This is a genomic window from Streptomyces sp. NPDC051738, assembly GCF_044453205.1.
Classification (GTDB): domain Bacteria; phylum Actinomycetota; class Actinomycetes; order Streptomycetales; family Streptomycetaceae; genus Streptomyces.
In genome coordinates, this window is sequence record NZ_JBITCM010000008.1 from 263,293 (window position 1) to 284,496 (window position 21,204).

Consider the following 21,204-nt stretch of genomic DNA (forward strand, 5'->3'; position numbering starts at 1 on the left):
GGGGGATGTCAGGGGGTGGTGTGGGCGCGTGTCGTCCGCGCGGTCACCACCAGCGGGACGGCTTCTTGGGCACGATGTAGGGGCAGCCGTTGACCATGTGGTCCACGCACTGCGGGCAGTCCTGTCGGGGGCGGAGGTGGCGGTGTGCGCGCCGATCGTGGGCGTGCTGCCAGCACTGCGGGCACTCGCCAGGAGGCGTGTCCTTGACGGGCATGGTCACCACCACCCCGAGGACTTCTTGGCCGCCTTGGCGGAGGCGGCCTCGTTCACGACCCGCTGCCGCTCGGTCTGCAGGGCGGTGAGTTCCGACTTCAGTCGGGTCTGGACCGAAGCCCACAGCGTCTCCAACTTGCGGTCGGCGCGGCCGGTGCTCTTGCCCCGCACGACCTTGTACGAGCCACCGGCCAGAGCCCTGAGCACCGCCCGCCGCTCCTGTCCGGTCAGCGGCCACATCTCTTGCTTGCGGACCGCTTCGAGCTTGCGTTCCGTCTGCCGGATCTCGCGGTCCAGGCGGCTGGTGTTGGGCTTGGCCATGGTCAACCTTTCCTCGGGGTGTCGTGGACGGGAGCGGGGGTGGAGGTGTCGGGGAAGGCGCAGGGCACGCACATACCGAGCGAGGTCGGGATGACGTATCCCGCGTCGGTGCGGCAGGTCGGGCAGGTGCGGCGGGCGCACATCGCCTTGGCGAGCGCAGCCCGCTTGCCGGGCGTCATCGGCCGCACGGGCTTGGCGCGGTCGACGCGGTAGAGGTAGGCGACCAGCGGGCCGCGCCGGTAGCGCGGGCGCAGCACCTGAGCCGCGATCGGCTGACCGCCCGGACGCAATCCGCGGGCACGCAGTTGGCGGCGCGTGGCAAGCCCGTCGGGGGCATAGCGCCACGGGTAGGTGGGGATGCCGAACTGGCTGCCTGCGGGGTCGTAGCACTTGGTGAATGCCGCGGGCATCAGGCGGCCTCAGCCTCGGTCGCCTCGCCTTCCGCGCCGTCCACGGAGTGCAGCGGGCGGCCGTCGGCGCGCTCGGCCTTCAACGCTTCGCGCAGTGCACGGGCGTTGGTTGCCGAGCAGTGCACTGCGGTGCGGATGCGGTCCGCGGTCAACTCCGCCTCGGTCCACTGCGCGGTGGCCGTGCGCGCCTCGGTCAGCAGCTCCTCGAAGGTGCGCTGTGCCTTCGGCTTGGCCTTGTTGGTGGGCTGCCGGCGGGGGCGCGGCTTGGAGTCGGCCGGTGGTGCCGGCGGCTTTGCCGGGGCGGGGGTGGTCTCTTCGGTGGCGGGGGCGAGGTCGCCCATGCGCAGCATCACGCGCTCGCGCCGCGGGGTCTTCCAGCGCCACGTCCAGCCGTAGCGCTCGTGCAGGTCCGCACGGGCCAACAGCCGCTCGCGCTCGCAGGCGAGCGCCACGCCGTAGGAGGTGACCTCCCACAGCGTCATGCGCCGCCACAGCGCGAACGTCGACAGCGGGGCGAGCAGCCAGCGGGACCAGCGGATCTTCTCCATGCGGCGGCCGGTGGCGGCGCCGATGCGGACGGCGTAGATGTGCGCGCCGATCTCGGAGAACACCACCCACAGCAGCGGCATGGTGCCGTGCGCGACCTTGGCCCACACGCCGTGTCCGGCGGCGACGTTCAGCCCGCAGGTGACCAGGGTGAGCACCCAGGGCACGAACCGCACCCACGCCAGCGCCATATCCATACGGATCAGCAGCAGGTTGGCGACTGTGAACACGGGAATGGCCACGTCGATCCCGACCGGCAGCATCCACGGCTCACCGAACCCCCAGCGAGCCGCAGCAGCGGACACGGCGTCGAAGGAGGCGATCAGGCCGAGCGCGCCGACTCCGGCCGCGGCGAGCGCGCCGACTCCGGCGAGCCCCATCTCCGGGCGGGTCAGCGGCGGCACCTTAGCCGCAGGGATCGGGGTTTCGGGGTTCATACCGCGGCCTCCGTTCCGCCGGTGCTGCCGAGTCGTCCGGCGCGGCGGCCGGTGACCGTCGCACACTGGGGGGTCAGGTCGTTGGTGATCTGCCAGGGGATCCCGGCGCGCTTGGCGGCGTACATCTGCTCATCCGCCCGCCGCAGCACCTGGGACAGGTCCACCACCCCGGCACGCGGGTCGACGTCGACCGCGCCGATGGAGGCACCCACCGCAACGCGCAGACCGCCGATATCGATCGGCTGAGTCAGCGCGTGGGTCAACTCCGTCAGCGCCCACTCCAGTTCGGCGCGAGACCGGTGAGAGGCGACAGCAGCGAACTCGTCCCCACCCAGGCGTCCGACGGTGGCATCGTTGATGCACGCCCACTCGGCAAGCCGCCGGCCGGTCGCGCGAAGGACCACGTCCCCGGCGGCGTGCCCGTGGTCGTCGTTGACCTCCTTGAACCTGTTGAGGTCCAGCAGGTAGACCGCGCTGCGGGGCGTCGACAGGCGCTTGCGGGCCCGCTCCTCGAACGCGTCGCGGGTCCACAGCCCGGTGAGCGGGTCACGACGGGCAGCCTCGACACGGCGGCGCAGGCGCAGCGCGTGCAGCGACCATCCGGCCAGTAACGGCAGACCGGCCGCAGCGGCAAACAGCAGCTCACTCATGCCGCAACCCCCTTGCGTGCCGTGCGACGGCGAGCGGGGCGGACCAGGGGGATGACGTCGAACAGGTCCGGGTTCTCCTCGATGACCTGCGCGGCCATGCGGACCAGGTCGTCGGGCATCTCGGGGTTGTCGGCGAGGATGTCGCGCGCCGCGTCCTCGCGGGCCGCGCGCTCTTCGTCCGTCTCGCCGTCCACCCCGAGCCACAGCTCAACCGGGGTGCCGAGCGCCAGTTCCGCGAAGTCCTCGACAGAGACGGCCTGTTGGCGGCCGATGTACGCACGCATGAAAGCTCCTGAAGTGGGAGGGACTGGAGGCCGGAGCAGTCGCAGGCGTGTTGGTGAGACGGCGACTGATCCGGAGGAACCCGAGCCGCGAGCGCGGCAGGGGGAAGTGCCCCGGGCCGGATTCGATCCGGCGCCCTCACGGCGAGATGCCGGGGCGGTGATGCAGGGTCAGACGGTGGCGACGATGAGCGCGGCGACCAGCAGCCACAGGTGGTGGAATGACTGGTCAAGCGCGTAGGTGCCGGTACCGATGTGCGGGTTGTCGTCCCGGCCGGCGCGCGGGGCCCCGAGCCGGTAGAACTCGGCCTTGCCGGTCACCTTCGCCAGCCACGCCAGCGTGCTGCGGCGATCCGCCCACCAGTGCGTGACCGCGTCGACGCCGAGCCCGGCGAGGATGCCGAGCAGGGACAGGTGGAGGTTCAGCAGCCAGGCGACCGGCAGCAGGATGGCAACCTTGGTGAGCGTCAGGGTGGCGACGTGCCGGGCGTCCGCGAGGCGGCCGACCCAGCCGGGACGGCCCTTGTGCGCGGACTGGTGGGAGGTCTGCACCCAGTGATCACCCACGCTGTGGGCGATGAACACGGCGGGGAAGGTGGCAGCGGTCACGGCGGTCACCGGTTCTCGTCGCGGGACTGAACGAGCTGAATGGTCAGCCGCGCGAAGTGCGCGACACCGTCGAAGTCCGCGAACGTCACGCCGTGGATCTCGGCCGCCTGGACCATGTCCCGCAGGACCGAGGCCGCGTCGGCCTTCTGGCCGGCGGTCGGACGGTGGCTAGGGGCGAACTCCATCGCGGCCGACGCAATGCGCTGACCGATGTCGTTCAGGTCGTTCTGGTTCACTACTGGCTCCTCAGACGGAGGGATACGAACCCGGAGCAGCCGCAGGCATGTGCGGTGAGACGGCGACTGCTCCGGACTGTGGACACCGGCGAACTCCGGCTCCCCTCAACCCCGCCCGTACGAGACGCTCCGCAGAGCTCCCGGACGGGCGGGGCGAGCAACCGGCGCGGCGCTAGCCGCCGCGATTCGGTAGAAGGTGACCGGTTGCCCGCAGCACTCCGAGGTGCTCACGGGCGGTGGGATGGAGCGGCGCCGCCGTGCCGGTCGATCACGGCCGCGCCCATCGCTTTCGTCGATTCACTGCCACTCCTTCAGGCCGCTGATCAGGGGATATGCACTGCAAGGGGGAACTTGTCCCCACTCTCCGGCCGTTGCTCGCGGTCGCCGGGCCACCTCGCCAGTACGGGCCGAAACCCTGTTCTGCCTGGCCTTTAGCGGGATTGCAGCGTCCCCGCCCTCTGCTGATGCAGTACCTGTTTTACAGGTACTGCATAGGGGTTCGTCAAGTGTGGAGCTGGAGCTTCTTGGCTTCGCGCCGGGACTTCTTGGCGCACCATCAGAATCGCTGCAGGTCAGGGGTGTTGGTTACCCCACCCGTGGACAGCTTTGGTTGATCTCGTTACCTTCAAGAGGTCCCACGAGCGCCAGAGAGGTCCCAAGACATCCCACGGGGAGTGCAGATGTCCAACGAGCGGTTGCGGTCAGCCCTCTTGGCTCAGGGCATGTCGGTGCAGCAATTGGCCGACGCCCTCGGCATCAACGCGAAGACAGTCGAACGCTGGATCACGCAGGGGAAGGTTCCGTACCGGCGCCACCAGTACGCCACGGCGTCACTGCTCAAGGTCGACGTGACGACCCTGTGGGACGACTCCCGCGCGGTTGAGAGCGCCGCGGATCTCAGCAAAGCCGAGATCGTCACGGTCTACCCGCACCGGCATATGGTGCCGCCCGATCTGTGGCGTGAGATGTACGGCCGCGCGACGGGGCGCATCGACGTCCTGGTCTACGCGGGGCTATGGCTGTCGGAGGATCCCAAGTTCCTTGATCTCCTCAAGGAGAAGGTTCGAGGGCACACCCAAGTGCGGATCCTGCTCGGGGACCCCGACTGTGCAGCCGTTCAACAGCGAGGCATAGACGAAGGCCATCGGATCATGGACGGCAAGATCCGCAATGCCCTGACGAACTACCGCCCGCTCTTCGCGAGTCATCCCGAGATCGGGTTCCGGTTGCATGACGCGACCCTCTACAACTCGCTCTTCCGGGCGGACGACGAGATGTTGGTGAACACCCACGTCTACGGCATCGGCGCGTACATGGCCCCCGTCCTGCATCTGCGGCGACTGCCCGGGGGCGGGCTCTTCGACACCTATGCGAATAGCATCGAACAGACCTGGGGAGGCGCGCGCCAGGTGGCAGAACGCGACATCACGGGAGCTTGAGCATGGGCCGCATCGACTACCTTCACGATCCCGATGCCCCGCCGGCCAACTCGGTCGTGCCATCCGTCGTGGCGTTCGTCCAGAACGACGCCGGGCAAGTGCTCATGATCCAGCGCTCCGACAACGGCCGGTGGGCACTGCCCGGCGGCGGACACGATGTCGGCGAGTCCATCAGTGACACCGTCGTACGTGAGGTGTGGGAAGAGACCGGCATCAAGGCCGAGGTCATCGACATGTCCGGGATCTACACCGACCCCGGGCACGTGATGCTCTACGACGACGGCGAGGCGCGGCAGCAGTTCAGCATCTGCTTCCGTGCACGGCCGATCGGTGGGGATGTCCGTACGAGCAATGAGACGACGCAGGTCCGCTGGGTCGCCCCAGCGGACCTGTCGGAACTCGACATCCACCCCACCATGCGGCTCAGGATTGAGCACGCAATGGACCGGACGCGGTCTGCGCCTTACATCGGCTGACGCTTGGCGCTAGCCATCCGCTCAAGTACGCGCGCCGCGCTGGCCAGGATCTCCGGCTCAGCGCGGCGGATGAACGTGCCGATGAGGCTGTCCGGCCCGTAGCGTCCCGCGATCTCGTTCACTCGGTCCACGGGGTTCGTGGGCGTGCCGTCTGGCGTGGTGTTCATGTCGCAGTAGCAGAGAGCGTCATTGAGGTCGGCGCTCCCACGCGGGAACTCGCTCTCCAGCTCTTCGCGGAGTCCTCGCGCCTCCGCTTCCATCCATGCGCACGAGTGGTGCGCCACCAGGTGCACAACCCGCTCGTCGGCGTGAGCCACGTCCCGGAGGTACCGGGCCCCGTCCAGCGGGTGGAAGCCGGTCTTGGCGAGATCGGGCGAGTAGCCGATGTCATGGAGCACCGCGGCTGCCTCCAGCAGCTCGGCGTCGGCACCGAGGATGGGCGCGATGGTCCGTGCCCGCTCCGCCACCCCCACCGAGTGCTTCCACCTGCGAGGCAGTGGGTCAGCGAGCAGCGATTCGGCGAGGGGGTATGCCCACTCGGCCAGTCCCGTGGTGCTCAAGGTTAGGAACGCTCCTCTCGGTCTGGCAGAGCCAGCACCGTCCGTGGTTTCCCTTGATGGCTCGCAGAAAGCAGTCCGGCGGCTTCCAGCTTGTCCAGGGCCTTGCTCACTGTGGGCCGCGAGCTGTCGAACCGCACGGCCAGTGCGGAAGCGCTGGGGAACAGCGCTCCGACCTCAAGCCCGTCAGTCGTGATCACTTCAGCGATCCGATCTGCCAGGGGGCGGCGGTCCGCTCGCCGGTCCGACCTGATCACCCTCCACCGGCCACCGGGCACCGGCTCTGCGATGCCCTGCTCCTGGAGAGCACCGAATGTCCGAAGCGCGACGCCCCGCGAGATTCCGTGATCACGCATGAGCTCTGCGGCCGACGGTAGCTCCGTCATCTCGGGGTCCGACTCGATCTTGACTCGAACCGCATCCGCGATCTTCAGGAAGGTTCCCCGAGGGCTCGCCTGCTGTGACACTCACTCTCCCTCTCTCCGCCTAGCCTTCGTCAGGGTTAAGCCTCCCACGCTGACTACGCACGGAAGGCAAGAGCGTGCAACCGCGTACCCCGGTACAGGCATGTATCGGGCATGAAGACTCCGCGCCTGATCCATCGAATTCGCTCCGTGCGGGCGCGCCGCCGGGTCGCACGGCGGCTGATGCCCCTTGAACGGCGCCGGGCTAAGGTCCGGCAGAGAGCATGGGTTAGCCGATGGGGCACAGCCGCGCTCATCGCGGTCGGGGCGCTGGCCTTGCTCGCCGGTCTGCCATGGCTGGTGTGGCGAGGGCCCTATGTGATCGACGCGATGTACCTCGACCGCAAGGGTCTGGCCGATGGATCGGCCGCCTTGGTCACGGGCCTGCGCACCGCAGTGGTAGCGGTCGTGGCTGCCCTCGGTGCCGGTATCGCCCTGCTCTATACGGCCCGCACTTACCGTCTCACCCGGCGGGGCCAGATCACGGAACGCTTCACCAAAGCCTTGGAGCGGCTCGGCTCGGATCAGCAATACGTACGCATCGGCGGCATCCTCGGCCTTGAACAGATCGTCCGGGACGCACCCGAGCAGGCCGCTACCGACGCCGCCCGTGTCCTGGGTCACTTCATTCGCGACCGTGCCCCAATGGCGGCCGCCGCCCAGGAACTCCTCGGCGAAGAGAACAGACCTACGTCGACGCTGCCGCACGAATTGGCGGCGGACGTGCAGGTAGCCCTTACGGCCCTCACTCGAGCGGAATCGCGCACCCACGTCGACCCTCGAGAAGTCCTCGACCTGCATGACCTCCATCTCGCCGGCGCAACACTCAACCAAGCAGACCTCACGGAGGCCAACCTGTCCGGGGCGACGCTCGCAGGGGCCAACCTTGTCGGGGCGACGCTTGCAAGGGCCAACCTGCGCGAGGCGGATCTCGTCAGGGCGTACCTGCCCGAGGCAACGCTCACCCGGGCAGACCTGCACAGAGCGAAGCTCAGTGGAGCCGACCTCTTTGGGGCAAAGCTCAACGAAGTCGACCTGTCCGACGCGTCGATCAATGAGGTCAACGCGGCCGACGCGAACCTGAGCGGGGCCAATCTGTCCGGGGCGATGCTTGAAGGTGCCAACCTATCTGACGCCAACCTGTCCGGGGCGGAACTCACCTGGGCAAAGCTGCATAGGGCCATGCTCAGCGGGGCCAACTTGTCTGACGCGAACCTGATCGAAGCCGACCTGTCCGAGGCGATGCTCAGCCGGGCGGACCTGTCGGGAGCAACGCTCACTCGGGCAGACCTGCGCGGGGCCGACCTATCGCACGTTCGAGTTCTCACTGAGCGACTGATTGAAGCGCAAACTGATGAGGAGACGATCCTCCCTCCCGAGCAACAGCCAGCCGGACCATGAGGCGCTCTCCGAAAATGATCGCTCTGGGCGGCCGCCCAGGGGGAAGCACGAGCGTGTTGACCTGTGATGACCTTCAAAGAAGCCCAAGACAGCCGGGCCGTCTGTGGGCCGTCCGAGGGCGATCAGCGACGACCAACAACGACCGTCAACGACCACCCCCGAAGTCGACGGCCGCAGGTCACCCGATTCGATCTGCGACACTGGTACGGCCATGCCTAAGCCCGGAGAACTCACATTCGTCGCCCCCCGCGGAGCCAAGAAGCCGCCGCGGCACCTTGCCGATCTCACGCCTGGTGAGCGTAAGGACGTCGTCGCCGCGATCGGCGAGAAGCCGTTTCGTGCCAAGCAGCTCTCGCAGCACTACTTCGCGCGGTATACGCACGACCCGGAGCAGTGGACCGACATCCCTGCCGGGTCGCGTGCCAAGCTGCGGGAGGAGCTCTTCCCGGAGCTCATGACCGTCGTACGGCATCTGTCGACCGACCAGGGCGACACGCGCAAGACGCTGTGGCGGCTGTTCGACGGGACGCTCGTCGAGTCGGTGCTGATGCGGTATCCGGACCGGGTGACCATGTGCATCAGCTCGCAGGCGGGGTGCGGGATGAACTGCCCGTTCTGTGCGACCGGGCAGGCGGGGCTCGACCGGAATCTGTCGACCGCCGAGATCGTCCACCAGATCGTGGACGGGATGCGGGCGCTGAGGGATGGGGACGTGCCCGGTGGGCCCGCTCGGCTGTCCAACATCGTCTTCATGGGCATGGGTGAGCCGCTCGCCAACTACAACCGGGTCGTGGGCTCCATTCGGCGGCTCACCGATCCGGAGCCGGACGGGCTCGGGCTGTCCCAGCGCGGGATCACCGTCTCGACCGTCGGCCTCGTCCCGGCCATCCACCGGTTCGCCGACGAGGGCTTCAAGTGCCGGCTCGCCATCTCTCTGCACGCCCCCGACGACGAGCTGCGTGACACCCTCGTGCCCGTCAACACGCGGTGGAAGGTGCGGGAAGTCCTCGAGGCCGGATTCGAGTACGTCGAGAAGTCGGGCCGTCGGCTGTCCATCGAGTACGCGCTCATCCGGGACATCAACGACCAGGCCTGGCGTGGTGACCGGCTCGGGCGGCTGCTCAAGGGCAAGCCCGTGCACGTCAATCTCATTCCGCTGAACCCGACTCCCGGGTCGAAGTGGACCGCCTCCCGGCCCGAGGACGAGAAAGCGTTCGTCGAGGCCATCGCCGCGCACGGTGTGCCGGTGACGATCCGGGACACCCGTGGTCAGGAGATCGACGGGGCCTGCGGTCAGCTCGCGGCCACCGAGCGGTAATCTGGGCGCGTACACCCGTACGTACATCTGCATATTCCGACAGGGGAGCGCCACAGCGCTGAGAGTGCGGCAATCAGGCCCGCAGACCCTCTGAACCTCGCCCAGGTCATTCTGGGTAGGAAGTTCGGTCATCACTCAAGCTGTTGCGCCCTGCCCAGGAGCCGAAAGGGACTCCTGGGCGGGGCCGCGTCTCTTCCTGGTCAACCCCAGGAGGAATTCAGTGAGCACCACCAAGAAGTGGGCGGCCGTGGCCGCCGGGCTCGGCCTTGTCACGCTGTCCGCGTGTGGATCGTCGTCCGGCGACGAGGGCTCCGCCGGCGGGTCCAAGACCGTGACGCTCGTCAGTCACGACTCGTTCGCCGTCTCGAAGAACGTCCTCGCCGCGTTCGAGAAGCAGTCCGGCTACCAGGTCAAGGTCCTGGAGGACGGCGACGCCGGGCAGGCCGTCAACAAGGCCATCCTCACCAAGGACAACCCGCAGGGCGATGTCTTCTTCGGCGTCGACAACACCCTGCTCTCGCGGGCGCTCGACAACGGACTGTTCCAGTCGTACGAGCCCAAGGGCTCCGACCTGATCCTGCCCGAGTACCGGGTCGACCAGGACAAGCACCGGGTCACTCCCGTCGACACCGGCGACATCTGCGTCAACTACGACAAGGCGTACTTCAGCGAGCACAAGCTGACCCCGCCCAACTCGTTCGACGATCTGATCAAGCCTGCCTACAAGGACCTCCTCGTCACCGAGAACGCCTCCACCTCCTCGCCCGGGCTCGGCTTCCTGCTCGGCACCGCCGCCCAGTACGGCGACGACGGATGGCAGGACTACTGGAAGAAGCTGAAGGCCAACGGCGTCAAGGTCGTCGACGGCTGGGAGCAGGCCTACAACGAGGAGTTCTCCGGCTCGGCCGGCGGTAAGAAGGCCAAGGCCGACCGGCCGCTCGTCGTGTCGTACGCCTCCTCGCCGCCCGCCGAGGTGATCTACGCCGATCCGAAGCCGACCACCGCGCCGACGGGTGTCGCGACCGGTACGTGCTTCCGGCAGGTCGAGTACGCCGGGCTGCTCGCCGACGCCGAGAACACCGAGGGCGGCAAGGCGCTCCTCGACTTCCTGCTCACCAAGACGTTCCAGGACGACATGCCGCTCAACATGTTCGTCTACCCGGTGCGCGAGGATGCGCAGGTGCCCGAGGAGTTCGTGAAGTACGGTCCGCAGGCCAAGGACCCCGAGACCATGGACCCGGCGAAGATCGCCGCCAACCGTGACGACTGGGTCAAGTCGTGGACCTCGCTCGTACTGAAGTAGCCCCGAGCGAGGGCCGTCGGAAGGCTTTCAAGGGCGGAGCGGCGCGGCTCGGCCTCGTCGCCGTGCCCGTCGCGTTCTTCGCGGTCTTCTTCGCCTACCCCGTCGCCGCGATCGTCGCGCGCGGTCTGAAGGTCGACGGGGTATGGCAGTTCGGGCGTATCGCGGACGTGCTGGGGCAGTCCGACATCCGGCACGTCCTGTGGTTCACCACCTGGCAGGCGCTCGCCTCCACCGCGCTGACCCTGCTGATCGCGCTGCCGGGCGCCTATGTCTTCGCCCGCTTCGATTTCCCCGGCAAGCAGATCCTGCGGGCCGTGGTGACCGTCCCGTTCGTGCTGCCGACCGTCGTCGTCGGTACGGCGTTCCTCGCGCTCGTCGGCCGGGGCGGACTCCTCGACGAGCTGTGGGGCGTACGCCTCGACACCACCGTGTGGGCCATCCTGCTCGCGCACGTCTTCTTCAACTACGCCGTCGTCGTGCGGACGGTCGGTGGGCTGTGGTCCCAGCTCGACCCGCGGCAGGAGGAGGCCGCGCGGATGCTGGGGGCGTCGCCGCTGAAGGCCTGGCGGCAGGTCACCCTCCCTGCCCTCGCGCCTGCCGTGGCCGCCGCCGCGCTCATGGTCTTCCTGTTCACCTTCACCTCCTTCGGTGTGGTGCAGATCCTCGGCGGCCCGACCTTCTCGACCCTCGAAGTGGAGATCTACCGGCAGACGTCCGAGATCTTCGACCTGTCCACGGCCGCCGTCCTGACGATCATCCAGTTCCTGGCGGTGGCCGGCATCCTCGCCGTGCACGCCTGGACGGTACGGCGCCGGGAGAGCGCCCTGCGCCTGGTGGACGCGTCGGTGACCGCGAGGCGGCCGCGCGGTGCGGGTCAGTGGGCGCTGCTGGCCGGTGTCCTGGCCGTCATCGTCGTACTCCTGCTGCTGCCGCTGGCCGTGCTGGTGCAGCGGTCGCTCGACGCCCCCGACTTCGGCTACTACCGGGCGCTGACCAGCGCAGACGGCGGCGTCTTCCTCGTCGCGCCGATCGAGGCGATCGGCAATTCGCTGCAGTACGCCGTCGTCGCCACCCTCATCGCCGTGCTGATCGGCGGTCTGGCCGCGGCGGCGCTGACCCGACGTGACGCGGGCCGGTTCGTACGGGGCTTCGACGCGCTGCTGATGCTGCCGCTCGGGGTGTCCGCGGTGACCGTCGGCTTCGGGTTCCTGATCGCCCTGGACGAGCCGCCGCTGGACCTGCGCAGCACCTGGATCCTGGTGCCGCTGGCCCAGGCGCTGGTCGGGGTGCCCTTCGTCGTACGGACCATGCTGCCCGTGCTGCGGGCCGTGGACCGGCGGCTGCGCGAGGCGGCCTCGGTGCTGGGGGCCTCGCCCTGGCGGGTCTGGCGTGAGGTGGATCTGCCGATGGTGCGGCGGGCTCTGCTGATCGCGGCCGGGTTCGCCTTCGCGGTGTCGCTCGGGGAGTTCGGGGCGACGGTGTTCATCGCGCGGCCCGACAATCCGACGCTGCCGGTCGCCGTGGCCCGGTTGCTGGGGCGGGCCGGCGAGCTCAACTACGGCCAGGCGATGGCCCTTTCGACGGTACTGATGGTGGTGTGCGCGGTGGCGCTGCTGGTGCTGGAGCGGCTTCGTACGGATCGGACGGGGGAGTTCTAGATGAGTTTGCTGAGCCTCGGCGGTGCGACCGTAAGGTTCGGTGGCCGCGCCGTGCTCGACGGCGTCGACCTCGATGTCGCCGAGCGCGAGATCGTGTGCGTGCTCGGGCCGAGCGGCAGCGGCAAGTCGACGCTGCTGCGGGCGGTGGCCGGGCTGCAACCCCTCGATGCGGGGACGGTGTCGCTCGACGGACGGGACCAGGCAGGGGTGCCCGCGCACAAGCGGGGCGTCGGCCTGATGTTCCAGGACCATCAGCTGTTCCCGCAGCGCGACGTCGGCGGCAACGTGGCCTTCGGGGCGCGGATGCACGGCGCCTCGAAGGGCGAACAGAGCGAGCGGGTACGGGAGTTGCTCGACCTCGTCGGACTGCCGGGCGCCGCCCGCCGTGCCGTCGCCTCGCTCTCCGGCGGGGAGCAGCAGCGGGTGGCGCTGGCCCGCGCGCTCGCGCCCCGGCCGCGGCTGCTGATGCTGGACGAGCCGCTGGGCCAGCTCGACCGTTCACTGAGGGAGCGGCTCGTAGTCGAACTCCGGGAACTGTTCGGGCGGTTGGGCACCACCGTGCTGGCCGTGACGCACGACCAGGGCGAGGCGTTCGCGCTCGCCGACCGGGTCGTGGTGATGCGGGACGGGCGGATCGCCCAGACCGGAACGCCGCTGGACGTGTGGCAGCGGCCCGTGGACGAGTTCGTGGCGCGCTTCCTCGGGTTCGACAACGTGGTCGAGGGCACGGTCGCCGGGGAGGCCGCCGATACGCCCTGGGGCAAGCTGCCGGTGGGCGAGGGCGCCGTGCAGGGAACCCGGACGCTCCTCGTCCGGCCGGCCGGCGTGCGGCTGGTGGCCCCCGACGCCGGGCTGCGCTGCACGGTCGTGGCGCGGACGTTCAAGGGCACGCATGTCGCCGTGCGCCTCCAGCCGGAGGACGCGCCGCGCCTGGAGGCGGCGTGTGCGCTGAGGGACGCGCCGGAGGTCGGGGACACGGTCGGGGTGGAGTTCGACGCGGCGGAAATTGTCGTGCTCGGCTGATCGCCCGGCCCATAGGGTGCGAGCCATGACGCTGCTCGCACATGATCGCTACTGCGACGAAATCGCCCACCAGGTCGGCCTGTTGAGGGCCGTGGTGACCTCCGGTGCCGACCTGTCGGCCACCGTGCCGACCTGCCCGGACTGGACGCTGGAACAGCTCGTACGGCACACGGGCGGCGCCCTGCGCTGGGTGGAGCTGATGGTGCGGACGCGGGCGCAGGAGGAGATCCCGGAGGAGCGGGTGCCGGGGGCCGAGGGCCCCGAGGGCGAGGGCGACCCCGCCGCCCTGGACGCCTGGCTCGCTCAGACCGGCGAGATGCTCGTCGGCGCGCTGCGGGAGGCCGGGCCGGACGCCAAGGTGTGGGGCTGGGCCGGGGTGCTCAACGCGGGGTTCTGGGCCCGCCGTATGACCCACGAGATCACCATCCACCGGGCGGACGCGACGCTCGCCGCCAAACTGCCCTACGACGTGGCGCCGGACATCGCCGCCGACGCGATCGACGAGTGGCTGGAGATCGTCGAGTGGGCGCAGCGGACACTGCCGGACGACCCGTCGAGGGAGCTGCGGCGCTCGGGGAGCATCCATCTGCACGCCACCGACAACACGCCGGAGGTGAACGCCGAGCGAAGCGAGATGGGGGTCCCCCCGCCCGAAGGGTGGGGGAGGTTCATCGACCTCACCGGTGACGCCATCGCCTGGCGTCGCGGCCACGAGAAGGCGACGGTCGCCCTGCGCGGCCCCCTCACCGCCGTACTGCTCGCCTTCTACCGTCGACTGCCGCTGGACGGCCCGGAGTTGGAGGTGCTCGGCGAGCGGGAGCTGCTGGAGTTCTGGCTGGAGCGGGCCACCTTCGGCTGACGCCGGCCGGGGAAGGCGAAGGCCCGCCCCCGGAACCGGGGACGGGCCATGCGGGCGTACGGCTGCGTCAGCGGTCGCTGCTCGCGCCGCGGCGGCGCATGCCGAAGAAGACCGCGCCTCCGCCGAGCGCGACCAGACCGATCGCGATGCCGGCGATCAGGCCGGTGTTGGAGTTCGCGCCGGTCTCGGCGAGGTTGGAGTCATCGGTCGCCGGGGACGGGGCGTTGCTCTCCGTGTCCGCGGGGGCGGTGCTCTCGCTCTCCGACGGAGTCGGGGTCGGGGTGTCGGTCTCCTCGGCCGGGGTCGAGGGGGAGTCCGACGGGGTCGGGGTGTCGGACGGAGCCGGCGGCTCCTCCTCTTCCTTCTTGCAGGCGGTGGACGGCGTCGTCAGGTTCGGCTTGATGTCCTCGTCGACGTAGCCGGCGGCCTTGACGTGGACGCGGTATTCCGCGTCCGGCTTCCAGTTCTCGGTGAAGGTGATGGTGACACCCTCGCGCGAGCCCTTGACCTCCTGCTCGCCGATCTTCTTCAGGTCGGCGCCGTTGTTCTGCAGGTACACGCTGATGGTCGCCGGGATCCCGCTGGGGTCCACGTCGGTGACCGTGATGACGCCCTTGTTGCCGTCGCACTTGGCTTCGGCGGAGAATTCACTGATGTTGCACGCGAGCGCGTTGCCCGCGAAGCCGAGTGCGAGCGCCGCCGAGGCGGAGGCGACACCCAGAGCACGCACGGAACGTGCGACAGTACGGCGGTTTATGGACACGTTTGTCCTTACGAGTTGCATCACAGAGGGGGGTTGAAGAGGTTGGTGATGTGTCATCACCGTCCCCAGGAGTCTCACAGGTTTATAAGCGTGACATAAGCAGTGTCAACGTGTATGCAGCCCACAGCCGTTGGCTTTGCCCGCTTATTAACCAGCGAGACGTTTCAACGCCTCCGGTACCTCCTCGATCCGGTCAACCAGGGCGATACGGGACTCCATCGAGCGGTCCCGCGCGAGCGACTGGAGCAGCGGCCAGGTCGGCAGCCTCTCCGTCCAGTGCGTGCGGTCGACCAGGACCATCGGGGTCGGCTCACCGCGTGACTCGTAGTAGTTCGGCGTCGCGTTGTCGAAGATCTCCTGTACGGTGCCGGCGGCGCCCGGCAGGAAGACGACGCCCGCGTTCGAGCGGGCCAGGAGGCCGTCCTCGCGGGTGGCGTTGGCGAAGTACTTGGCGATGTGGGAGGCGAAGGGGTTCGGCGGCTCGTGGCCGTAGAACCAGGTCGGGATGCCCACGGAACGGCCGCCCTTGGGCCAGCGGGCGCGCACCTCGAAGGCCGCGGCCGCCCAGTCGGTGATGGAGGGCGTGAACCCCGGCGTCTTCGCCAGGAGTTGGAGGGTGTCGGCGAGCATCTCGTCGTCGTACGGGGCGGCGTACGCGCCGAGGTTCGCCGCCTCCATCGCGCCCGGGCCGCCGCCGGTGGCGACCGTGAAACCGGCGCGGGCCAGCTCCCGGCCGAGCCGCGCGGCACCCTCGTACGCCTCCGTGCCGCGGCGCATCGCGTGGCCGCCCATGACGCCGATCACCCGGGCGCCGGTGAGGAGTTCGTCGAGGGCGTCGGAGACGGAGTCGTCGTGGACCGCGCGGAGCATGGAGGCGTATATGTCGCCGTCCGCCTTGGTCTGCTGGAACCACGCGTACGCGCGGGCGTCGGGCGTGGCCTCGTAACCGTCCGCCAGGGACGCGAAGAGCTCGTCGGGGGAGTAGACAAGGCCGCGGTACGGGTCGAAGGGCAGACCCGGGACGGGCGGGAAGACCAGGGCGCCGTCCTTGCCGATCTTCGCGGCGGCTTCCTCGCGCATCGGGCAGCCGAGGAAGACGGCGCCCGCCGTGTCCGCGGTGAGCAGTTCGCGCGTACGGTCCGTCAGATCGACGGCCTGGACCCGGAATCCGGCGAGGCTGCCGCGCGCCGAGACGGTCGCGTCGAACTCCTCAAGCGTCTCGATCTCACGGTCGTTGTGGTGGGCCGCATGGGCGGGCATCGTCTGCACGCGCCCATGCTAGGCACCGTCCGAGGGAGCGCGGGCGTCAGCCCTCGATGGCCGACGGGTCCATCCACACGACCTCCCAGGTGTGGCCGTCGAGGTCGTCGAAGGCGCGGCCGTACATGAAGCCCATGTCCTGGATCTTCTCCGAGGCGGTGCCGCCGGCGGCGACGGCCTTCTCGACCAGGTCGTCGACCTTGTCACGGCTCTCGGCGCTCAGACAGACCAGCACCTCGCTGGTCTTCGTGGCGTCCGCGATCTCCTTGTCGGTGAAGGTCGCGTAGAACGGCCGGGTGAGCAGCATCGCGACGATGGTGTCGCTGATCACGACGGAGGCGGCGTTGTCGTCGCTGAACTGCGGGTTGATCGAATAACCGAGTTCCGTGAAGAACTTCTTCGAGGCGTCGAGGTCGTTCACGGGCAGGTTCACGAAGATCATCTGCTGGTACGCGGGCGCGGTCATCGGGGTCTCCCATCGGGGTGGCTGCTGTTCGGTGGGGTAGACCGGGGGGTCGCGCGGAACTCATCGCCGGGCGGGAGATTTTTTCCTACGAGTTTTTCGGCGACGGGTGCTTGGTGAAGGCGGCTCGGTGAAGGCGGCTTGGCGAGGGGCGCTCGATGGCCTCAGCGTGCCAGGGGCAGTGCCGCCAGCTCCGCCACGATCAGGGTGAGCGGGCCGAAGCAGGCCAGCAGGACGCCGACGCGCAGGGCGGCCGCGCTGCGCAGCAACGAGGTGGGGGCGCCGAGGCGGAGCAGTGCGGTCGTGGTGAAGGCGCGGGCCTGCTTGGCCTCCACGGCGGCCGTCAGGAGGGTGGCCACGGTGCAGCCGGTGACCAGGGTGACGCCGACGGCGGTGAGGGGGCCGAAGGCCGAGGCGGCCTCGGGGTCGGAGAGGCTGGCCATGGCGTACGCGCCCGAGGCCGCGGCGCAGACGATGCCGAGGGGGCGGCCGATGCGGACGGCTTCCGCCATGAGCACCCGGCCGGCCAGGAGGCGCAGAGCGCCGGGGCGCACGGCCTGGAGAAGGCGGCCGCAGAGGTGGGTGAGGCCGGGGGCGGCCAGGGTGAGGCCGACGGCGGTGAGAAGCCAGCCGAGCAGGACGCCGGCGGGGCCGGTGGGGAGGGCGGCGGGCATGGCGAGGGTGGTGCCGGCGCCCTTGCCGGTTGCCGCGTGGACCGCGTAGGCCTCCACGGTCAGGCCCGCGGCGATCACCGCGATGCCCCAGGGGAGGCCGGCGGGGGGTTTGCGGGGGGCCGGGAAGTGGGGCGCCGGGTCCGGCGTGTGTGGGGTGCCGTCTTTCTGTGGGACGAGCCCCGCCACAGCGGCACGACCGTCCGCGGACGGCGCGGCGAGACTGCCTTCGCCGTCCTCCGGGGTGCCGTGCGCAGCCGCGCCGCTCCGTCCGCTCCTCCTCAACTGGGCCGCGAGCCTGCTGCCGTTCGGCCGTGCCGGGCTCGGTGTGTCGGGGTGCTTTTCCTTCGGGCGCAGGGTGAACGCCACCGCCAGGGAGGCGATCGCCGGTACCGGGGTGAGGAGGGTCAGGGTGGCCGGGAGGGGGAGCGGGGTGTCCGCGGCCAGGAACTCGGCGGCCGCGCCGTCGAAGGGCATGCCGGTGAGGTCGCCTCGCAGATGGAGGAAGAACAGCAGGGCGACCATCGAGCCGAGCGTGCAGGACAGGGCCGTGGTCGTCGCCGAGACGGCCATCAGGCGGGCCGGGCCCAGGCCGATCGCGGAGAGGCCGGGGCGCGGTTTGGTGCCGGGGTCGGTGCGGGCCACCGCCACCGCGAAGTGGATCGTCGCGGCCAGCGGCGGCAGGCACCAGGCCAGCCGGAGCAGCGACGAGCCGGGGGAGTCGGGGTGGGACAGGGCGTAGCCCAGGGCGCACAGCAGCAGGAAGCCCGTGCCCGCCGAGGCCGACGCCACCAGCAGGCGGCGCAGTTGTACGGCGGGTTGGGCGCCGCGGGTCAGACGGAGAGCGAGCACGCGGCCCGGCCTTCCGTCTCCCCGGGCGGGGGCAGGTGCACCGTGTTCACGCGCCGCCCGTCCAGGAGGGTGACCCTGCGGTCGGCGAGGGGCGCCGCGTCCGCGTCGTAAGTGCTCAGGACGACCGTGATGCCGTGTGAGCGGGCCGCCGTCGTCAGGGTGCGCAGGACTTGGGTGCGGTCGCTGCGGTGCAGGGGCGCCCCCGGCTCGTCGGCGAACAGGACCGTGGGCGAGGGGGCCAGAGCCCGGGCGATGCAGACGCGCTGGCGTTCGGCCTGGACGAGCTGGTGCGGGCGCTTGCGGGCCACCTCGCCGACGTCCAGGCGCTCCAGCCACTCCAGCGCGGCCGTCTTGGCGCGCCGGCGGCTGGTGCCGCGCAGCATCAGGGGGAGGGCGGCGTTCTCCCAGACGTTCAGCTCGGGGACGAGTGAGGGGACCGGGTCGATCCAGCTGAAGCGGTCGCGACGGAGCCGTTCGCGGTCCGTCGGGCCCATCTTGTGCACCGGCACGCTGTTGAACCAGACCTCGCCGCGGCGCACCGGGAGCAGGCCGGACAGGCATTGCAGGAGGGACGTCTTGCCGCTGCCGCGCGGACCGATGACGGCGAGGACCTCACCCTCCTGGACGCCGAGCGAGACGCCGCCCAGCGCGGGTGAGCCGTCGTTGTAGGTGAAGTGCAGGGCGCGCGCCCAGAGCACGTCGTTGTCCGGCGGGGCCACCATGACGTACACCTCGCTTCTGATCCGTTTCCGTACCCGATCCCCCGTGCGGGGGAACGAAGGCTCGGCCGATCGGTCACAGGCACGCTAGGCAGCCGTCCCCCGGACCCCGGACAGCACACGGCCCCGGACCGCCGTTTCTCACTCGAACGGGCGGCTCCGGGGCCGGTGTTGATCATCCATACGGAAGATCAACTTCCGCATGTCGGCTTCCGCCGGTCGGCGGGGGCGTCAGAGCTTGGTCCACGCCTCCGCCAGCGTCGCCCGCAGGATCTGCTCGATCTCGTCGAACGTCTCCTGGTTGGAGATCAGCGGCGGGGCCAGCTGGACGACCGGGTCACCGCGGTCGTCGGCACGGCAGTACAGGCCGTTCTCGAACAGCTTCTTGGAGAGGAAGCCGTACAGGACGCGCTCGGTCTCCTCGTCGTTGAAGGACTCCTTGGTGGCCTTGTCCTTCACCAGCTCGATGCCGTAGAAGAAGCCGTTGCCGCGGACGTCGCCGACGATCGGCAGGTCGTACAGCTTCTCCAGCGTCGAGCGGAACGCGCCCTCGTTGTCGAGCACGTGCTGGTTGAGGCCCTCGCGCTCGAACAGGTCGAGGTTGGCGATGCCCACCGCGGCCGACACCGGGTGGCCGCCGAAGGTGTAGCCGTGCAGGAAGGTGTTGTCGCCCTTGTAGAACGGCTCGGCCAGGCGGTCGGAGATGATGCAGGCGCCGATCGGGGAGTAGCCCGAGGTCATGCCCTTGGCGCAGGTGATCATGTCCGGGACGTAGCCGAACTTGTCGCAGGCGAACATCGTGCCGAGGCGGCCGAAGGCGCAGATGACCTCGTCCGACACCAGCAGGACGTCGTACTGGTCGCAGATCTCGCGCACCCGCTGGAAGTAGCCGGGCGGGGGCGGGAAGCAGCCGCCCGCGTTCTGCACCGGCTCCAGGAAGACCGCGGCGACCGTGTCCGGGCCCTCGAAGAGGATCTGCTGCTCGATCTGGTCGGCGGCCCAGCGGCCGAAGGCCTCCGGGTCGTCGCCGTGGATCGGGGCGCGGTAGAAGTTGGTGTTCGGGACCTTGTGCGCGCCCGGGACGAGGGGCTCGAACGGCGCCTTCAGGGCGGGCAGGCCCGTGATGGACAGGGCGCCCTGCGGGGTGCCGTGGTAGGCGACGGCACGCGAGATCACCTTGTGCTTGGTGGGCTTGCCGACCAGCTTGAAGTACTGCTTGGCGAGCTTCCAGGCGGTCTCCACCGCCTCACCGCCGCCCGTGGTGAAGAAGACCTTGTTGAGGTCGCCCGGCGCGTGGTCCGCTATGCGCTCGGCGAGCTCCACGGCCTTCGGGTGGGCGTAGGACCAGATCGGGAAGAACGCCAGCTCCTGCGCCTGCTTGAAGGCGGTCTCGGCCAGCTCGACACGGCCGTGCCCGGCCTGGACCACGAACAGGCCGGCGAGACCGTCGAGGTAGCGCTTGCCCTTGTCGTCGTAGATGGAGGTGCCCTCGCCCCGGACGATGGTCGGGACGGGGGACTTCTCGTACGAGGACATACGCGTGAAGTGCATCCACAGGTGGTCGTACGCGGTCCTGCTGAGGTCCTGAGGGCTGTTGGTGCTCACGGTTATCGGATCCTCACGGTTATCGGGTTCCCCACATGTAGGTCTGCTTCTTGAGCTTGAGGTAGACGAAGCTCTCCGTCGAGCGCACTCCAGGGAGGGCCCGGATGCGTTTGTTGATGACGTCCAGGAGGTGGTCGTCGTCCTCGCAGACGACCTCCACCATCAGGTCGAAGGACCCGGCTGTCATCACCACGTACTCGCATTCGGACATGGCCGTCAGCGCGTCGGCGACGGATTCCACATCGCCCTCGACGTGCACACCGACCATCGCCTGCCGGCGGAAGCCCACGGTGAGCGGGTCCGTGACGGCGACGATCTGCATCACGCCCTGGTCGAGCAGCTTCTGGACGCGCTGGCGCACGGCCGCCTCGGACAGGCCCACGGCCTTGCCGATGGCGGCGTACGGCCGGCGGCCGTCCTCCTGAAGCTGTTCGATGATGGCGAGGGAGACGGCGTCCAGCTGGGGACCGCCACCTTTGGACTCGCGGGAGTCCCTGTGCTCTGCGCTTCGACTGGCCACGCCGTCACTGTGCACGACGTCTCGACAGTTCCGCAAGGCCGAGGCGATGAAATTCGTTGTTTACGTGACTGAGACCTGCGGATTTCGCAGAAGTGGAGGGAGTGGGGGTGTTGAAAACGTGGGGCAGCCGATTAGGGTGGGTGTCTCAGA

The 21,204-nt window shown here is 69.5% G+C and carries 25 protein-coding genes and 1 riboswitch; of the genes, 8 read left to right on the forward strand and 17 right to left on the reverse strand.

All coding sequences use genetic code 11. The features are described from left to right. Positions 1–43 precede the first annotated feature (43 nt). The 8 genes from ACIA8X_RS21005 to ACIA8X_RS21040 form a co-directional block, all read right to left on the reverse strand. On the reverse strand, positions 44–214 hold the full coding sequence (locus ACIA8X_RS21005; RefSeq protein ID WP_393450482.1) for a pRL2-8: 171 nt from the start codon (positions 212–214) through the stop codon (positions 44–46). Positions 215–216: 2 nt separating this feature from the next. Next, a complete protein-coding gene (locus ACIA8X_RS21010) occupies positions 217–534 on the reverse strand; it encodes a hypothetical protein (RefSeq protein ID WP_393450479.1) in 318 nt (105 codons plus the stop codon). Positions 535–536: 2 nt separating this feature from the next. After that, on the reverse strand, positions 537–944 hold the full coding sequence (locus ACIA8X_RS21015; RefSeq protein WP_393450476.1) for an RRQRL motif-containing zinc-binding protein: 408 nt from the start codon (positions 942–944) through the stop codon (positions 537–539). Continuing rightward, positions 944–1,927 carry a DUF2637 domain-containing protein gene (locus ACIA8X_RS21020; RefSeq protein WP_393450473.1) on the reverse strand — a complete coding sequence of 328 codons (984 nt, stop codon included), beginning with the start codon at positions 1,925–1,927 and terminating at the stop codon, positions 944–946. Before ACIA8X_RS21020 ends, ACIA8X_RS21015 begins: the two co-directional genes overlap by 1 nt. Further along, on the reverse strand, positions 1,924–2,577 hold the full coding sequence (locus ACIA8X_RS21025; RefSeq protein WP_393450470.1) for a GGDEF domain-containing protein: 654 nt from the start codon (positions 2,575–2,577) through the stop codon (positions 1,924–1,926). The genes ACIA8X_RS21020 and ACIA8X_RS21025 overlap by 4 nt, the downstream gene beginning before the upstream one ends. After that, complete coding sequence (locus ACIA8X_RS21030; protein WP_393450467.1) at positions 2,574–2,861, reverse strand: hypothetical protein; 288 nt, start codon at positions 2,859–2,861, stop codon at positions 2,574–2,576. Before ACIA8X_RS21030 ends, ACIA8X_RS21025 begins: the two co-directional genes overlap by 4 nt. Positions 2,862–3,029: 168 nt before the next feature. Beyond that, positions 3,030–3,476: a transcriptional regulator gene (locus ACIA8X_RS21035; protein WP_393450464.1), complete on the reverse strand. Its 447-nt coding sequence runs from the start codon at positions 3,474–3,476 to the stop codon at positions 3,030–3,032. Continuing rightward, positions 3,473–3,703 carry a hypothetical protein gene (locus tag ACIA8X_RS21040; RefSeq protein ID WP_393450461.1) on the reverse strand — a complete coding sequence of 77 codons (231 nt, stop codon included), beginning with the start codon at positions 3,701–3,703 and terminating at the stop codon, positions 3,473–3,475. The genes ACIA8X_RS21035 and ACIA8X_RS21040 overlap by 4 nt, the downstream gene beginning before the upstream one ends. 680 nt (positions 3,704–4,383) lie before the next feature. Between ACIA8X_RS21040 and ACIA8X_RS21045 the strand changes: the two genes are divergently transcribed. Together ACIA8X_RS21045 and ACIA8X_RS21050 are read left to right on the forward strand one after the other, a co-directional pair. Beyond that, positions 4,384–5,142 carry a helix-turn-helix domain-containing protein gene (locus ACIA8X_RS21045; protein ID WP_393450458.1) on the forward strand — a complete coding sequence of 253 codons (759 nt, stop codon included), beginning with the start codon at positions 4,384–4,386 and terminating at the stop codon, positions 5,140–5,142. A gap of 2 nt (positions 5,143–5,144) precedes the next feature. Further along, positions 5,145–5,618, forward strand: coding sequence for an NUDIX hydrolase (locus ACIA8X_RS21050; protein WP_393450455.1), 474 nt, complete (start codon positions 5,145–5,147; stop codon positions 5,616–5,618). On the opposite strand, the gene ACIA8X_RS21055 is transcribed toward ACIA8X_RS21050, so the two are convergent. Continuing rightward, positions 5,606–6,178: an HD domain-containing protein gene (locus tag ACIA8X_RS21055; RefSeq protein WP_393450452.1), complete on the reverse strand. Its 573-nt coding sequence runs from the start codon at positions 6,176–6,178 to the stop codon at positions 5,606–5,608. The genes ACIA8X_RS21050 and ACIA8X_RS21055 overlap by 13 nt on opposite strands. A 2-nt stretch (positions 6,179–6,180) precedes the next feature. Further along, positions 6,181–6,642 carry a GntR family transcriptional regulator gene (locus ACIA8X_RS21060; RefSeq protein WP_393450449.1) on the reverse strand — a complete coding sequence of 154 codons (462 nt, stop codon included), beginning with the start codon at positions 6,640–6,642 and terminating at the stop codon, positions 6,181–6,183. 111 nt (positions 6,643–6,753) lie between these two features. Between ACIA8X_RS21060 and ACIA8X_RS21065 the strand changes: the two genes are divergently transcribed. From ACIA8X_RS21065 to ACIA8X_RS21090, 6 genes are all read left to right on the forward strand, one after another. Then, positions 6,754–8,040 (forward strand): pentapeptide repeat-containing protein, encoded by a 1,287-nt coding sequence (locus tag ACIA8X_RS21065; protein WP_393450446.1) that lies wholly within the window; start codon positions 6,754–6,756, stop codon positions 8,038–8,040. A 211-nt stretch (positions 8,041–8,251) separates the two neighbouring features. Then, complete coding sequence (rlmN, locus tag ACIA8X_RS21070) at positions 8,252–9,358, forward strand: 23S rRNA (adenine(2503)-C(2))-methyltransferase RlmN (protein ID WP_393450443.1); 1,107 nt, start codon at positions 8,252–8,254, stop codon at positions 9,356–9,358. Between the two features lie 31 nt (positions 9,359–9,389). After that, positions 9,390–9,498: riboswitch (TPP riboswitch) on the forward strand. Positions 9,499–9,578: 80 nt separating this feature from the next. Further along, positions 9,579–10,661, forward strand: a complete 1,083-nt coding sequence (locus ACIA8X_RS21075) for a thiamine ABC transporter substrate binding subunit (protein ID WP_393450440.1) — start codon at positions 9,579–9,581, stop codon at positions 10,659–10,661. After that, complete coding sequence (locus ACIA8X_RS21080) at positions 10,637–12,319, forward strand: ABC transporter permease (RefSeq protein ID WP_393450436.1); 1,683 nt, start codon at positions 10,637–10,639, stop codon at positions 12,317–12,319. Before ACIA8X_RS21075 ends, ACIA8X_RS21080 begins: the two co-directional genes overlap by 25 nt. Beyond that, complete coding sequence (locus ACIA8X_RS21085) at positions 12,320–13,342, forward strand: ABC transporter ATP-binding protein (protein ID WP_399458855.1); 1,023 nt, start codon at positions 12,320–12,322, stop codon at positions 13,340–13,342. It abuts the gene before it with no gap. 25 nt (positions 13,343–13,367) lie between these two features. Further along, positions 13,368–14,201 carry a maleylpyruvate isomerase family mycothiol-dependent enzyme gene (locus tag ACIA8X_RS21090; RefSeq protein WP_393450430.1) on the forward strand — a complete coding sequence of 278 codons (834 nt, stop codon included), beginning with the start codon at positions 13,368–13,370 and terminating at the stop codon, positions 14,199–14,201. A gap of 67 nt (positions 14,202–14,268) precedes the next feature. Here the strand turns inward: ACIA8X_RS21090 and ACIA8X_RS21095 are convergent, their stop codons facing one another. The 7 genes from ACIA8X_RS21095 to ACIA8X_RS21125 all read right to left on the reverse strand — a co-directional run bounded on the left by ACIA8X_RS21095 (position 14,269) and on the right by ACIA8X_RS21125 (position 21,069). Beyond that, the gene (locus tag ACIA8X_RS21095; RefSeq protein WP_393451102.1) at positions 14,269–14,985 is read right to left on the reverse strand and encodes an LAETG motif-containing sortase-dependent surface protein; all 717 of its coding nucleotides are present in this window, start codon (positions 14,983–14,985) and stop codon (positions 14,269–14,271) included. Positions 14,986–15,111: 126 nt separating this feature from the next. After that, a complete protein-coding gene (locus ACIA8X_RS21100; RefSeq protein WP_393450427.1) occupies positions 15,112–16,233 on the reverse strand; it encodes an LOG family protein in 1,122 nt (373 codons plus the stop codon). Between the two features lie 37 nt (positions 16,234–16,270). Further along, positions 16,271–16,690, reverse strand: coding sequence for a VOC family protein (locus ACIA8X_RS21105; protein ID WP_393450424.1), 420 nt, complete (start codon positions 16,688–16,690; stop codon positions 16,271–16,273). Positions 16,691–16,851: 161 nt separating this feature from the next. After that, positions 16,852–18,210 carry a hypothetical protein gene (locus ACIA8X_RS21110; protein ID WP_399458856.1) on the reverse strand — a complete coding sequence of 453 codons (1,359 nt, stop codon included), beginning with the start codon at positions 18,208–18,210 and terminating at the stop codon, positions 16,852–16,854. After that, entirely contained in the window at positions 18,192–18,932 is a 741-nt protein-coding gene (locus ACIA8X_RS21115; RefSeq protein ID WP_393450418.1) for an ABC transporter ATP-binding protein, read from the reverse strand. Before ACIA8X_RS21115 ends, ACIA8X_RS21110 begins: the two co-directional genes overlap by 19 nt. A 228-nt stretch (positions 18,933–19,160) precedes the next feature. Beyond that, complete coding sequence (locus ACIA8X_RS21120) at positions 19,161–20,534, reverse strand: aspartate aminotransferase family protein (protein ID WP_399458857.1); 1,374 nt, start codon at positions 20,532–20,534, stop codon at positions 19,161–19,163. A gap of 19 nt (positions 20,535–20,553) precedes the next feature. Then, positions 20,554–21,069, reverse strand: a complete 516-nt coding sequence (locus ACIA8X_RS21125) for an Lrp/AsnC family transcriptional regulator (RefSeq protein ID WP_393450412.1) — start codon at positions 21,067–21,069, stop codon at positions 20,554–20,556. Positions 21,070–21,204 lie beyond the last annotated feature (135 nt).